Here is a 14139-nt window from a genome sequence, read left to right as displayed (position 1 = left end):
GCGACCTCAGCCGTCCAGGTCGTCCTGGGTCTTCTCCCCGTCCTGGGCCTTCTCCTCGTCCTGGACCTTCTTCTCGTCCTCGCGGAGGTCGCCGACCTCGACGACCTCGACGACGTCCTCGGAGTCCTCCTCGGAGTCGCCCTCGACCGGGGTCACGGCCGCCCTCGGAGCACCGCCGTCGGTCTCCTCGTCGTCGAGCGCGTCCACGAACTCGACACCGTCGAGCTCGGCGAGCCGGTCGGAGGCGTCCGTGCTGCCGTCCTTGTCGGACTCGACGGCCTTGGCGAACCACTCACGCGCCTCACCCTCACGCCCGGCCGCGAGCAGCGCGTCGGCGTACGCGTACCGCAGGCGCGCGGTCCAGGGCTGCACGGAGTGGGAGGCCAGCTCGGGGCTCTGGAGCGTGACGATGGCGGCGTCCAGCTGGTCCATGTCCCGCCGCGCACCCGCAGCCACGAGCCGCATCTCGACCTGGCCGGCCTTGTCGAGCTTCTGCACCTCGGGGGCACCGGCCATGTCGAGCGCCTTCTCGGGGCGCCCCAGACCGCGCTCGCAGTCCGCCATGACGGGCCACAGGTCCACGTTGCCGGTCATGCGCCGGGCAGCGCGGAACTCGGCGAGCGCCTCGCTGTACTTCTGGTTCACGTACGCGGCGAAGCCGGCCGCCTCCCGCACGGCGGCGACACGCGACGCGAGCCGCAGCGCCACCCTGGAGTAGCCGTACGCGCCCTCGGGGTCCTCGTCGATGAGCCGGGCGACCATCACCAGGTTCCTGGAGACGTCGTCGGCGAGACCCTTCGGCAGACTCATGAGCTCCTGCCGTACGTCCTTGTCGATCTCCTCACCCGTGACGTCGTCCGGGATCGGCAGCCGCTTGATCGGCTCGCGGTCGCGGTCCCGCTCGTCGCGGAAGTGGCCACCGCCACGGCGGTCGTCCCCTCGGTCGTCGCGCCCGCGGTAACCGCCACCGCCGCCGGGACGGCCACGGCTGTCGTCGCGGCGGGGGCCGCCACGGCCGCGGTCGTCGCGCCCGGCCCGGTCGTCGCGCCCACGGAAGCCGCCACCGCCACTGCCGCCGGGACGGCTGTCGTCACGGCGGAACCCACCACGGTCACCGCCACCGCCACGGTTGTCGTCGCGGCGCTCGTAACTGCCACGGTTGTCGTCACGGCGGTCGTCGCGGCGGAAGGGCGGACGGTCGTTGTCACGACGCGGGGCACCGCGCTCGTCATCACGACGGAACGCCGGACGATCACTGCCACCGCGGCTGTCATCGCGACGGAACGCCGGACGATCACTGCCGCCGGGACGGCTGTCGTCACGGCGGAACCCACCACGGTCACCGCCACCGCTGCGGTTGTCGTCGCGACGGAAACCGCCACGATCACCGCCGCCACGGTTGTCGTCCCGCCGGTCGTCGCGGCGGAAGGGCGGACGGTCGTTGTCACGACGCGGGGCACCACGCTCGTCATCACGACGGAACGCCGGACGGTCACTGCCACCACGGCTGTCATCACGACGGAAACCACCACGATCACCGCCACCGCGGTTGTCGTCACGGCGGTCGTCACGACGGAACGCCGGACGGTCACCGTCACGCCGGAAACCAGCGCCGCGGTTGTCGTCGCGTCGGTCGTCACGGCGGACGGGCGGACGGTCGCTACCACCACGGTTGTCGTCCCGACGGAAACCGCCACGGTCGCCACCGCCGCCGCGGTTGTCGTCGCGGCGCTCGTAGCTGCCACGGTTGTCGTCGCGACGGAAACCACCACGGTCACCGCCACCGCGGTTGTCGTCACGGCGGAAGGGCGGACGGTCGTTGTCACGACGCGGGGCACCGCGCTCATCATCACGACGGAACGCCGGACGGTCGTTACCACCACGGCTGTCATCGCGACGGAACCCACCACGATCACCGCCACCGCGGTTGTCGTCACGGCGGTCATCGCGGCGGAAGGGCGGACGGTCGTTGTCACGACGCGGGGCACCGCGGTCACGGTCGTCACGGCTCGGACCGGCAGGCCGGTCGTCGCGACGGAACGGCGGACGGCTTCCACCGCCACGGTTGTCGTCCCGGCGGAACCCACCACGGTCAGCGCCGCCGCTGCGGTTGTCGTCCCGACGGAACCCGCCGCGGTCGCCACCGGCGCGGTTGTCGTCACGGCGGTCGTCGCGACGGAAGGGCGGACGGTCACCGTCACGCCGGGGACCACCGCGGTTGTCGTCACGCCGGCCGGCCCCGCCGCGGTCGTTGTCACGGCTCGGGCCCCCGCGGTAGCCGCCGCGGTCACCACTGTCCCGGCGTCGCTGGTCGCGCTCCGGTCGCTCGTCGGGAGAGTTGGTGGACATGGGTGACTCCTGTCATCGGTACCGCAAGTCATTCTCGCGCAGCCGGGTACCCGGCGCGCTTCGGGAAAACAAAAAAGGACCTCTGGTCCCAGCGAGTCGCTGGGACCAAAGGTCCTCCAAAGATTGTTCGGCGGCGTCCTACTCTCCCACAGGGTCCCCCCTGCAGTACCATCGGCGCTGTGAGGCTTAGCTTCCGGGTTCGGAATGTAACCGGGCGTTTCCCTCACGCTATGACCACCGAAACCCTTTCAGACACCCCGCCAGCGGCAGAGTTATGAACGGGCAGCGAACAAGCACACTATTCAATTGATTAGTGGAACTGTTCAGCCAGCACAACCGTTCGTTGTCTGGGAACTACACAGTGGACGCGAGCAACTGAGGACAAGCCCTCGGCCTATTAGTACCGGTCAGCTCCACCCCTTGCAGGGCTTCCACATCCGGCCTATCAACCCAGTCGTCTACTGGGAGCCTTAACCAATCAAGTTGGTGGGAATACTCATCTCGAAGCAGGCTTCCCGCTTAGATGCTTTCAGCGGTTATCCCTCCCGAACGTAGCCAACCAGCCATGCCCTTGGCAGGACAACTGGCACACCAGAGGTTCGTCCGTCCCGGTCCTCTCGTACTAGGGACAGCCCTTCTCAATATTCCTACGCGCACAGCGGATAGGGACCGAACTGTCTCACGACGTTCTAAACCCAGCTCGCGTACCGCTTTAATGGGCGAACAGCCCAACCCTTGGGACCGACTCCAGCCCCAGGATGCGACGAGCCGACATCGAGGTGCCAAACCATCCCGTCGATATGGACTCTTGGGGAAGATCAGCCTGTTATCCCCGGGGTACCTTTTATCCGTTGAGCGACGGCGCTTCCACAAGCCACCGCCGGATCACTAGTCCCGACTTTCGTCCCTGCTCGACCCGTCGGTCTCACAGTCAAGCTCCCTTGTGCACTTACACTCAACACCTGATTGCCAACCAGGCTGAGGGAACCTTTGGGCGCCTCCGTTACTCTTTAGGAGGCAACCGCCCCAGTTAAACTACCCATCAGACACTGTCCCTGATCCGGATCACGGACCCAGGTTAGACATCCAGCACGACCAGACTGGTATTTCAACGACGACTCCACACGGGCTGGCGCCCGCACTTCACAGTCTCCCAGCTATCCTACACAAGCCGAACCGAACACCAATATCAAACTATAGTAAAGGTCCCGGGGTCTTTCCGTCCTGCTGCGCGAAACGAGCATCTTTACTCGTAGTGCAATTTCACCGGGCCTATGGTTGAGACAGTCGAGAAGTCGTTACGCCATTCGTGCAGGTCGGAACTTACCCGACAAGGAATTTCGCTACCTTAGGATGGTTATAGTTACCACCGCCGTTTACTGGCGCTTAAGTTCTCAGCTTCGCACACCCGAAAGTGCACTAACCGGTCCCCTTAACGTTCCAGCACCGGGCAGGCGTCAGTCCGTATACATCGCCTTACGGCTTCGCACGGACCTGTGTTTTTAGTAAACAGTCGCTTCTCGCTGGTCTCTGCGGCCACCCCCAGCTCACCGAGTAAATCGGATCACCAGTGATGGCCCCCCTTCTCCCGAAGTTACGGGGGCATTTTGCCGAGTTCCTTAACCATAGTTCACCCGAACGCCTCGGTATTCTCTACCTGACCACCTGAGTCGGTTTAGGGTACGGGCCGCCATGAAACTCGCTAGAGGCTTTTCTCGACAGCATAGGATCATCCACTTCACCACAATCGGCTCGGCATCAGGTCTCAGGCTATGTGCTGTCCGGATTTACCTGGACAACGCCCTACACCCTTACCCCGGGACAACCACCGCCCGGGATGGACTACCTTCCTGCGTCACCCCATCACTTACCTACTACAGGTCTGGACCGTCGGCTCCACCACTTTCCTTTCCCCGAAGGGTCCGGAACGGCTTCACGGACTTAGCATCGCCTGGTTCGATATTTGACGCTTCACAGCGGGTACCGGAATATCAACCGGTTATCCATCGACTACGCCTGTCGGCCTCGCCTTAGGTCCCGACTTACCCTGGGCAGATCAGCTTGACCCAGGAACCCTTAGTCAATCGGCGCACACGTTTCTCACGTGTGTATCGCTACTCATGCCTGCATTCTCACTCGTGAACCGTCCACCACTAGCTTCCGCTGCGGCTTCACCCGGCACACGACGCTCCCCTACCCATCCCAGCAGGCGTTGGCCCTATTGCTGAAATGACACGACTTCGGCGGTACGCTTGAGCCCCGCTACATTGTCGGCGCGGAATCACTAGACCAGTGAGCTATTACGCACTCTTTCAAGGGTGGCTGCTTCTAAGCCAACCTCCTGGTTGTCTGTGCGACTCCACATCCTTTCCCACTTAGCGTACGCTTAGGGGCCTTAGTCGATGCTCTGGGCTGTTTCCCTCTCGACCATGGAGCTTATCCCCCACAGTCTCACTGCCGTGCTCTCACTTACCGGCATTCGGAGTTTGGCTAAGGTCAGTAACCCGGTAGGGCCCATCGCCTATCCAGTGCTCTACCTCCGGCAAGAAACACACGACGCTGCACCTAAATGCATTTCGGGGAGAACCAGCTATCACGGAGTTTGATTGGCCTTTCACCCCTAACCACAGGTCATCCCCCAGGTTTTCAACCCTGGTGGGTTCGGTCCTCCACGACCTCTTACAGCCGCTTCAACCTGCCCATGGCTAGATCACTCCGCTTCGGGTCTTGAGCGCGCTACTGAATCGCCCTATTCGGACTCGCTTTCGCTACGGCTTCCCCACACGGGTTAACCTCGCAACACACCGCAAACTCGCAGGCTCATTCTTCAAAAGGCACGCAGTCACGACCCACAGAGTAAACTCTGTGAGCGACGCTCCCACGGCTTGTAGGCACACGGTTTCAGGTACTATTTCACTCCGCTCCCGCGGTACTTTTCACCATTCCCTCACGGTACTATCCGCTATCGGTCACCAGGGAATATTTAGGCTTAGCGGGTGGTCCCGCCAGATTCACACGGGATTTCTCGGGCCCCGTGCTACTTGGGTGTCTCTCAAACGAGCCGTTGATGTTTCGACTACGGGGGTCTTACCCTCTACGCCGGACCTTTCGCATGTCCTTCGCCTACACCAACGGTTTCTGACTCGTCTCACAGCCGGCAGACTGTGAAAGAGAGATCCCACAACCCCGTATGCGCAACCCCTGCCGGGTCTCACACACATACGGTTTGGCCTCATCCGGTTTCGCTCGCCACTACTCCCGGAATCACGGTTGTTTTCTCTTCCTGCGGGTACTGAGATGTTTCACTTCCCCGCGTTCCCTCCACACACCCTATGTGTTCAGATGTGGGTGACAGCCCATGACGACTGCCGGGTTTCCCCATTCGGAAACCCCCGGATCAAAGCCTGGTTGACGGCTCCCCGGGGACTATCGTGGCCTCCCACGTCCTTCATCGGTTCCTGGTACCAAGGCATCCACCGTGCGCCCTTAAAAACTTGGCCACAGATGCTCGCGTCCACTGTGCAGTTCTCAAACAACGACCAACCACCCATCACCCCACCCTTACAGGCGAGTGCACTGGGGCCGGCACCGAAGGACGACCATGTACGGCCGTACCTTCAGACACCCAACAGCGTGCCCGACACCCCCGACCCCCAGATCAGCTTTCCACGCCCCGAAGGACAGTACTTGCAGCCTGAGCAGACTGAGAATGCCGAATAATCAACGTTCCACCCTTGAGCAACCAGCACCGGACATTCGCCGATGAACTGGCCTCTGGACCGTCAGGTAAACCTGCCGGCCAAGAAATGCTCCTTAGAAAGGAGGTGATCCAGCCGCACCTTCCGGTACGGCTACCTTGTTACGACTTCGTCCCAATCGCCAGTCCCACCTTCGACAGCTCCCTCCCCACAAGGGGGTTGGGCCACCGGCTTCGGGTGTTACCGACTTTCGTGACGTGACGGGCGGTGTGTACAAGGCCCGGGAACGTATTCACCGCAGCAATGCTGATCTGCGATTACTAGCAACTCCGACTTCATGGGGTCGAGTTGCAGACCCCAATCCGAACTGAGACAGGCTTTTTGAGATTCGCTCCACCTTGCGGTATCGCAGCTCATTGTACCTGCCATTGTAGCACGTGTGCAGCCCAAGACATAAGGGGCATGATGACTTGACGTCGTCCCCACCTTCCTCCGAGTTGACCCCGGCAGTCTCCTGTGAGTCCCCATCACCCCGAAGGGCATGCTGGCAACACAGAACAAGGGTTGCGCTCGTTGCGGGACTTAACCCAACATCTCACGACACGAGCTGACGACAGCCATGCACCACCTGTCACCCGACCACAAGGGGGGCCGTATCTCTACGGCTTTCCGGGCGATGTCAAGCCTTGGTAAGGTTCTTCGCGTTGCGTCGAATTAAGCCACATGCTCCGCTGCTTGTGCGGGCCCCCGTCAATTCCTTTGAGTTTTAGCCTTGCGGCCGTACTCCCCAGGCGGGGAACTTAATGCGTTAGCTGCGGCACCGACGACGTGGAATGTCGCCAACACCTAGTTCCCACCGTTTACGGCGTGGACTACCAGGGTATCTAATCCTGTTCGCTCCCCACGCTTTCGCTCCTCAGCGTCAGTAATGGCCCAGAGATCCGCCTTCGCCACCGGTGTTCCTCCTGATATCTGCGCATTTCACCGCTACACCAGGAATTCCGATCTCCCCTACCACACTCTAGTCTGCCCGTATCGTATGCAGACCCGGGGTTAAGCCCCGGGCTTTCACATCCGACGCGACAGACCGCCTACGAGCTCTTTACGCCCAATAATTCCGGACAACGCTTGCGCCCTACGTATTACCGCGGCTGCTGGCACGTAGTTAGCCGGCGCTTCTTCTGCAGGTACCGTCACTTTCGCTTCTTCCCTGCTGAAAGAGGTTTACAACCCGAAGGCCGTCATCCCTCACGCGGCGTCGCTGCATCAGGCTTTCGCCCATTGTGCAATATTCCCCACTGCTGCCTCCCGTAGGAGTCTGGGCCGTGTCTCAGTCCCAGTGTGGCCGGTCGCCCTCTCAGGCCGGCTACCCGTCGTCGCCTTGGTGAGCCACTACCTCACCAACAAGCTGATAGGCCGCGGGCTCATCCTTCACCGCCGGAGCTTTCAACCCCCACCCATGCGAGTGGAAGTATCATCCGGTATTAGACCCCGTTTCCAGGGCTTGTCCCAGAGTGAAGGGCAGATTGCCCACGTGTTACTCACCCGTTCGCCACTAATCCCCACCGAAGTGGTTCATCGTTCGACTTGCATGTGTTAAGCACGCCGCCAGCGTTCGTCCTGAGCCAGGATCAAACTCTCCGTGAATGTTTTCCCGTAATCGGGACAACACCATGAGAGCGGAACAGTCGACCGGAATAAGGAAGACTGTTCACAGCGTCCTCGCTGATGCGCCTACCAGGCTTACGCCCGGCAGGACTTTTTCAAAGGAACCTCCACCCGCCACCAAACGGTGACGGACGGGGTATCAACATATCTGGCGTTGATTTTTGGCACGCTGTTGAGTTCTCAAGGAACGGACGCTTCCTTCGTACTCACCCTCTCGGGCTTTCCTCCGGGCTTTTCCCTTCGGTCTTGCTGTCTTGCGTCTCCGACTCTATCAGACCGTTTCGGGCCGTGATTCCCAGTCGGCGGGATTTGCCTTTTGGCCTCGCGGCCTTTCGACATTCACTACGTTAGCCGATCCTCTCGGCAACTCATAATCGAGTTCCGCGAGTTCGAATTCAGGCATGCGAACATGCTGAATAGGCCCTCGCTGAGAGGAAGTCGTAGGTAGTGGGTTGGCCGCTCCCGGCTGCTGACTGAACGCAGTACCCGGTTCAAGCGGCTCGGACTACATTACGGTCCGCCCAGGGACGAGTCAAGTTCGACGTTTACGGGGGATGTGAGCGCGGTAGGGGCTCACCGTCGGGTCGTCGTTGATCCAGAAGCGCCACGGGTGGACACCTCCGTCGCCGGCCACTCCGGTGCGCGGTCCGCTGCGTACCTGGTCGGAGGTGACCGGGGTGCCGTGCAGAAGGCTCACCGGTGAACCCCCGGTGGCGCACGCGTCCGTACCGTCGAGGGAGCGGTCCACCCCCAGGGCGGTGGCCAGGCGGGCCGGCCCTTTGGCCAGTTCCCTGTCATGCCGGGCCGAAAGTCGACGTTTGCGAGCCGTTTCGGCGCCTGCGGTGATCTCCCCCGCGCGCAGCAGGACCCCGCTCGCCGTGCCCTCGGGACCGCAGACCAGGTTCATGCAGTGCCACATGCCGTAGGTGAAGTAGACGTACACGTGACCGGGCGGGCCGAACATCACGGCGTTGCGGGCCGTGGGGCCGCGGTAGGCGTGCGAGCCCGGGTCGTTCGGACCGTCGTAGGCCTCGACCTCGGTGAGGCGCAGTTCGATCGGACCGTCCGGGTCCGTGCGCACGAGCACACGGCCCAGGAGGTCGGGGGCCACTTCGAGTACAGGCCGATCGAAGAAGTCCCGGGTGAGGGGCGTACGGTCAGGGGCCGCGATCATGGTTTCCGAGCGTAGTGCACACGTATGACTGCGTGCGGGGTGGTCAGGGAGCGTCCGCCTTGCCAGGGTGAAGGCGCGGAACCGGACCCGGCCGGATCGCGTATGTATGGATCAAGGATCCGTTCCGGACCTACACGACAACGGGGCGTTGCCCGAAAGAGGAGAAGACATGGGGTTCAAGCGGCTGCTTGCGAGCCTGGGGGCCGGTGGGGCTTCGGTCGAGACGGAGCTGACCGAGGTCAACGTCGTTCCGGGCGGTGTCGTCCAGGGTGAGGTGCGGATCCAGGGCGGGTCCGTGAGCCAGCGGATCGAGGGACTGTCGGTCGGGCTGCAGGCCAAGGTGGAGGTCGAGGGGCACGACGACCAGGAGTACAAGCAGAACATCGAGTTCGCGAAGCTCCAGCTCGGCGGGGCCTTCGAGCTGCAGGCCGACGGTGTGCACGCGGTGCCCTTCGGTCTTGAGATCCCGTGGGAGACGCCGATCACGAACATCGCCGGCCAGTCGCTGCGCGGCATGAACATCGGTGTGACCACGGAACTGGCGATCGCCCGCGCGGTGGACTCCGGGGACCTGGACCCGATCAGCGTGCACCCGCTGCCGGCGCAGCAGGCGCTGCTGGACGCCTTCATCCAGCTGGGCTTCCGTTTCAAGAGCGCGGACCTGGAGAAGGGGCACATCCGCGGTACGCGGCAGAAGCTGCCGTTCTACCAGGAGATCGAGTTCTTCCCGCCGCAGCAGTACCGCGGGCTCAACCAGGTCGAGCTGACCTTCGTCGCGGACGACCGCGAGATGGACGTCGTCCTGGAGATGGACAAGAAGCCGGGGCTGTTCAGCGAGGGCAGCGACTCCTTCCGCTCCTTCCAGGTGGGTCTCAACGACTTCCAGGGAACGGACTGGGCCGCCTACCTCAACCAGTGGCTGTCCGAGGTCGGCAGCCGGCGCAACTGGTTCTAGGTCCGGGCGGGAGCCCAGTACGCGGCTCCCGCGGAGAGCTGACCTTTCGCCGAGTGTTTGCCCGTCTCTGGTCTTGGAATTGATCAGAGGCGGGCACTTTTATTGCGTTGTCCATCTCGGCGTGCCCGGCCAGAGTTGATCCACGCCCGCCAGGTGGTGGGCCGGTGCGCAGGGGAGGTGGGCCGGATGCGGGACACGCTGGTGCTGAACGCGAGCTTCGAGCCGCTGTCTACGGTGACGCTGAATCGAGCCGTCGTTCTGGTCCTGCAGGACAAGGCAGTCGTCGAGCAGGCCCACCCGGAACTGCGTATGCGGGGAGCCGCGCTGGACATACCCGCGCCCCGGGTGATCAGGCTGTGCCGTTACGTACGGGTGCCGTTCCGAAGACAAGCGCCGTGGTCGAGGCGGGGGGTGCTGGTGCGGGACCGGCACCGGTGCGCGTACTGCGGGCGGCGGGCGACCACGGTGGACCACGTGGTGCCGCGGGCGCAGGGTGGCCAGGACTCGTGGCTGAACACGGTTGCCTCGTGTGCGGAGGACAACCACCGCAAGGCCGCGCGGACGCCCGCGCAGGCGGGGATGCCGTTGTTGCGGGAGCCGTTCGAGCCGACGCCGGCCGATGCGATGTTGCTTGCGCTGGGGCGGGACGAGTTCGAGGCTCTGCCGGAGTGGCTTGCGCAGTCCGCGTAGGGGGCGGCCGCGGTGTGTTGTCGGGTGCGGGTGCGCTGTGGCTGATCGCGCAGTTCCCCGCGCCCCTGAAAGATTGCGCCGTTCCCCGCGCCGAAAGGCAGCGGGCCGCGCCGTCCATGCGCCCCTGAAAGGGAGAGGACTGCGCTGTTCCCGCGTCCCTGGGCCGAAGGAGGGGGCCGCCTCGGGTGAGGCGGCCCCCTCCTTCGGTCCAGGGTTGGGTGGGTCAGTCCACCGGGGGCTTTTCGCGGCGTTCCGTGCCGCCGCCGCCCTGGTTGCCGCCCAGGGGGCCCATGTTGCCCATGGCGCCGCTCAGCCCCTTGAGGGCGTCGCCGATCTCGCTGGGGACGATCCAGAGCTTGTTGGCGTCGCCCTCGGCGATCTTCGGGAGCATCTGGAGGTACTGGTAGGCGAGGAGCTTCTCGTCCGCGTCACCGGCGTGGATGGACTCGAAGACCGTACGGATCGCCTGCGCCTCGCCCTCGGCGCGCAGCGCGGCGGCCCTGGCCTCACCCTCGGCCCGCAGGATGGCGGACTGCTTCTCGCCCTCCGCGGTGAGGATCTGGGACTGGCGGATGCCTTCGGCGGTGAGGATCGCGGCGCGCTTGTCACGGTCGGCGCGCATCTGCTTCTCCATCGAGTCCTGGATGGAGGTGGGCGGCTCGATCGCCTTCAGCTCGACGCGGTTGACGCGGATGCCCCACTTGCCGGTGGCCTCGTCGAGGACACCGCGCAGCGCCGCGTTGATCTCCTCGCGGGAGGTCAGGGTCCGTTCCAGGTCCATGCCGCCGATGATGTTGCGGAGCGTCGTCACGGTGAGCTGCTCGATCGCCTGGATGTAGCTGGCGACCTCGTAGGTCGCGGCGCGGGCGTCGGTCACCTGGTAGTAGATGACGGTGTCGATGTTCACGACCAGGTTGTCCTGGGTGATCACCGGCTGGGGCGGGAACGGCACGACCTGCTCGCGGAGGTCGATGCGGTTGCGGATGGAGTCGATGAACGGGACGACGATGTTGAGGCCCGCGTTGAGCGTCCGCGTGTAGCGGCCGAAGCGCTCGACGATGGCGGCGCTGGCCTGTGGGATGACTTGGATGGTCTTGATCAGCGCGATGAAGACCAACACCACCAGAATGATCAGGACGATGATGATGGGTTCCATCGTGGCTCCCCGTACCCTTCTCCGCCTCGGTGTTGCCGGAAGATCCTGTGACTGTCGAAGATCTTGCTGGACGAGTGTGTCAGACCACAACTCGCCACGTGGGACGTTCCGTTCACTGGACGCCGCAAGGAGTCACATAATGATCGCCGTGGCCCCCTCGATGTCCACCACGTCCACCTCTTGCCCCACGTCGTAGGCGCGGTCGGTGTCGAGGGAGCGTGCGGACCAGATCTCGCCGGCGAGTTTGATCCGGCCGCCGGAACCGTCGACCCGTTCCAGGACGACGGCCTGCCTGCCCCGCAACGCGTCGATGCCGGTGGCCAGTTGGGGCCGCTGGGTCCGGTGCCGGGCCGCGATGGGGCGTACGACCGCGATGAGCGCGACCGAGACCGCGGTGAAGACTACGACCTGCAGCACGACACCGCCTCCGATCCCCGCGGTCACGGCGCCCGCGACCGCGCCGACGGCGAGCATTCCGAATTCCGGCATCGCGGTCACGACCAGCGGGATTCCGAGCCCGGCCGCGCCGATCAGCCACCACACCCATGCGTCGATGTCGTCCACATGGTCATGGTAGGTCCGCGGGTCCCGTCCCCGACAGGGCGCCGATCGGGTTGGGGCGGGTGTTTCCCGTCGTCAGAACAGTTGCCGGGGCGGTCGTCAGGACAGGGGCAGGCCCTGGGCGGTCCAGCGGTCACCGGCCTGGGAGACGACGAGCGGGAGGCCGAAGCACAACGACAGGTTGCGCGAGGTGAGTTCGAGCTCCAGGGGGCCCGCCGCGAGCACCTTGCCCTGCCGGATCATCAGGACGTGGGTGAAGCCCGGGGCGATCTCCTCGACGTGGTGCGTGACCATGATCATGGAGGGGGCGATCGGGTCGCGGGCGAGACGGCCGAGCCGGCGTACGAGGTCCTCGCGGCCGCCGAGGTCGAGGCCGGCCGCCGGCTCGTCGAGGAGCAGCAGTTCGGGGTCGGTCATCAGCGCGCGGGCGATGAGGGTGCGCTTGCGCTCGCCCTCGGAGAGCGTGCCGAACCGGCGGTCCACGAAGTCCGTCATGCCGAGGCGGTCGAGGAAGGCGCGGGCGCGCTGCTCGTCGACGTCCTCGTAGTCCTCGTGCCAGCCGACCGTCATGCCGTACGCGGCGGTCAGGACCGTCTGCAGGACCGTCTGGCTCTTGGGGAGCTTCTCCGCCATGGCGATGCCGGCCACGCCGATGCGGGGGCGCAGCTCGAAGACGTCGACCCTGCCGAGGGTCTCGCCGAGGATGGTGGCCGTGCCGTGGCTGGGGAAGAGGTAGCTGGAGGCGAGGTTGAGGAGGGTCGTCTTCCCGGCGCCGTTGGGTCCGAGGATGACCCAGCGCTCGCCTTCCTTGACCGACCAGGAGACCTGGTCCACCAGAGCCCGGCCCTCTCGGACCACGGATACGTCCTCAAGCTCCAGAACATCGCTCATGAGCGCGCTGTCTCCCATTGCAGTCTCGGCCGTCGCTGACGTCTGTGGACGCAGCCCCCAGGGAAAACCTACGCCACCGGCCGAGGCGTCCGATCCATCGGCCGGGCCTTAAGCCGTTCCTTAAAGTGGGGGGCATGCTTTCGGAACCACGTTCAGGACGGCTGGCGGCATGGGGAAACGCCCTGTTGGCCGGCTTTGTCTCACCGGACGACGCGGTCGTCGCCATCGTCGGCGAGGACGCCGTGCACCGGGTCGAGGGGCTGCCCGGCGAGACGGGGCCCGTCGGGCTCTCGCTCGCTCTGGGGCGGCTGCGCGCGCTCGGGGTGACCGGCCTTCGGGTGGCGCTGCCGGCGCCCGGTCATCCGCTCGGGCTGAGCGGTCCGCCGGAGTTCAACGCGCGCGCCCTGGAGGCGGAGGAGGCGGTCGTCTGCCACGGGGCCGCGCTGGGGCTCGTACCCGAGGTGCGCGAGGCCGGTCCGCGGGGCGATGTGCACGTGGAGGTCGTCTGGCACTGTCTGGCGGTGCGCGAGGCGCCGCCCGCGGACGTGCCGTCCCTCGGTGAGGCCGAGCGGGAGCTCGCGGAGGCGTTGCGCGACGCGACCGAGGCGCTGTCGCGGCTCGACGTGGCGGGTTCGGGTCCGGTCGCCGAGGCGGCGGTCGACGCGTACCGGGCGCGGACCGAGCGGGACGGCGAGGTGCTCGCTCCGGGGTATCCGCCGAGAGCGGTGCGGGTGCTGGCGCTGTCCCGGCGGGTCGGGCTGCTCGTGTCGGTGGCGTCCGGCGCCGGGCACGGCGGGGCGGTGAGCGCCTCCGAGATGGCCGCGCGGGCCGAGGCGCTGCGCCCGGTCGAACGTACGGGCAGGCGGGCTCAGGTGGCCGCGTACAACGCGTTCGTGGAGGAGCGGGAGCGAGGGGTGCGCTGACACGGTCGGGTCGCGCCGAAAGACGGCGGCCCCGCGGACCGTGTGGTCCGCGGGGCCGCCGTCCGGGCGGAACG

Annotated in this window: 8 protein-coding genes, 3 rRNA genes and 1 pseudogene; 3 read left to right on the top strand and 9 right to left on the bottom strand. The window is 65.1% G+C overall.

Features of this window, described 5'->3' with window-relative positions; genetic code table 11:
- Window positions 1–6: 6 nt before the first annotated feature.
- From QFZ75_RS30145 to QFZ75_RS30120, 6 genes and pseudogenes are all read right to left on the bottom strand, one after another.
- Window positions 7–810, bottom strand: a complete 804-nt coding sequence (locus tag QFZ75_RS30145; protein WP_307544897.1) for a hypothetical protein — start codon at window positions 808–810, stop codon at window positions 7–9.
- A 360-nt stretch (window positions 811–1170) separates the two neighbouring features.
- Window positions 1171–1986: pseudogene (locus QFZ75_RS41220) on the bottom strand (hypothetical protein); the annotation flags it as partial.
- A gap of 488 nt (window positions 1987–2474) precedes the next feature.
- Window positions 2475–2591, bottom strand: a 5S ribosomal RNA gene (gene rrf, locus QFZ75_RS30135).
- Between the two features lie 135 nt (window positions 2592–2726).
- A 23S ribosomal RNA gene (locus QFZ75_RS30130) occupies window positions 2727–5849 on the bottom strand.
- Window positions 5850–6166: 317 nt separating this feature from the next.
- A 16S ribosomal RNA gene (locus QFZ75_RS30125) occupies window positions 6167–7694 on the bottom strand.
- The 16S, 23S and 5S rRNA genes sit together here, the layout of an rRNA operon.
- A 553-nt stretch (window positions 7695–8247) precedes the next feature.
- Complete coding sequence (locus tag QFZ75_RS30120; RefSeq protein ID WP_307541907.1) at window positions 8248–8889, bottom strand: DNA-3-methyladenine glycosylase; 642 nt, start codon at window positions 8887–8889, stop codon at window positions 8248–8250.
- Window positions 8890–9058: 169 nt separating this feature from the next.
- Here QFZ75_RS30120 and QFZ75_RS30115 point away from each other — a divergent pair, with 169 nt between their 5' ends.
- Window positions 9059–9844 carry a sporulation protein gene (locus QFZ75_RS30115; RefSeq protein ID WP_307541905.1) on the top strand — a complete coding sequence of 262 codons (786 nt, stop codon included), beginning with the start codon at window positions 9059–9061 and terminating at the stop codon, window positions 9842–9844.
- A 186-nt stretch (window positions 9845–10030) separates the two neighbouring features.
- Entirely contained in the window at window positions 10031–10534 is a 504-nt protein-coding gene (locus QFZ75_RS30110; protein WP_307541904.1) for an HNH endonuclease, read from the top strand.
- Window positions 10535–10757: 223 nt separating this feature from the next.
- Here QFZ75_RS30110 and QFZ75_RS30105 read toward each other — a convergent pair whose 3' ends face one another.
- The 3 genes from QFZ75_RS30105 to QFZ75_RS30095 form a co-directional block, all read right to left on the bottom strand.
- Window positions 10758–11690, bottom strand: coding sequence for an SPFH domain-containing protein (locus QFZ75_RS30105; protein WP_307541902.1), 933 nt, complete (start codon window positions 11688–11690; stop codon window positions 10758–10760).
- A gap of 132 nt (window positions 11691–11822) precedes the next feature.
- Complete coding sequence (locus QFZ75_RS30100) at window positions 11823–12254, bottom strand: NfeD family protein (protein WP_307541901.1); 432 nt, start codon at window positions 12252–12254, stop codon at window positions 11823–11825.
- Window positions 12255–12350: 96 nt separating this feature from the next.
- A complete protein-coding gene (locus QFZ75_RS30095; RefSeq protein WP_307541900.1) occupies window positions 12351–13142 on the bottom strand; it encodes an ABC transporter ATP-binding protein in 792 nt (263 codons plus the stop codon).
- 134 nt (window positions 13143–13276) lie between these two features.
- On the opposite strand from QFZ75_RS30095, the gene QFZ75_RS30090 reads away from it, so the two are divergent.
- On the top strand, window positions 13277–14065 hold the full coding sequence (locus tag QFZ75_RS30090; RefSeq protein WP_307541899.1) for a hypothetical protein: 789 nt from the start codon (window positions 13277–13279) through the stop codon (window positions 14063–14065).
- Window positions 14066–14139 lie beyond the last annotated feature (74 nt).

This window comes from Streptomyces sp. V3I8, assembly GCF_030817535.1.
GTDB lineage: Bacteria > Actinomycetota > Actinomycetes > Streptomycetales > Streptomycetaceae > Streptomyces.
Note: the sequence above shows the minus strand (reverse complement) of the source record. Positions and strands in the feature narration are given on the sequence as shown.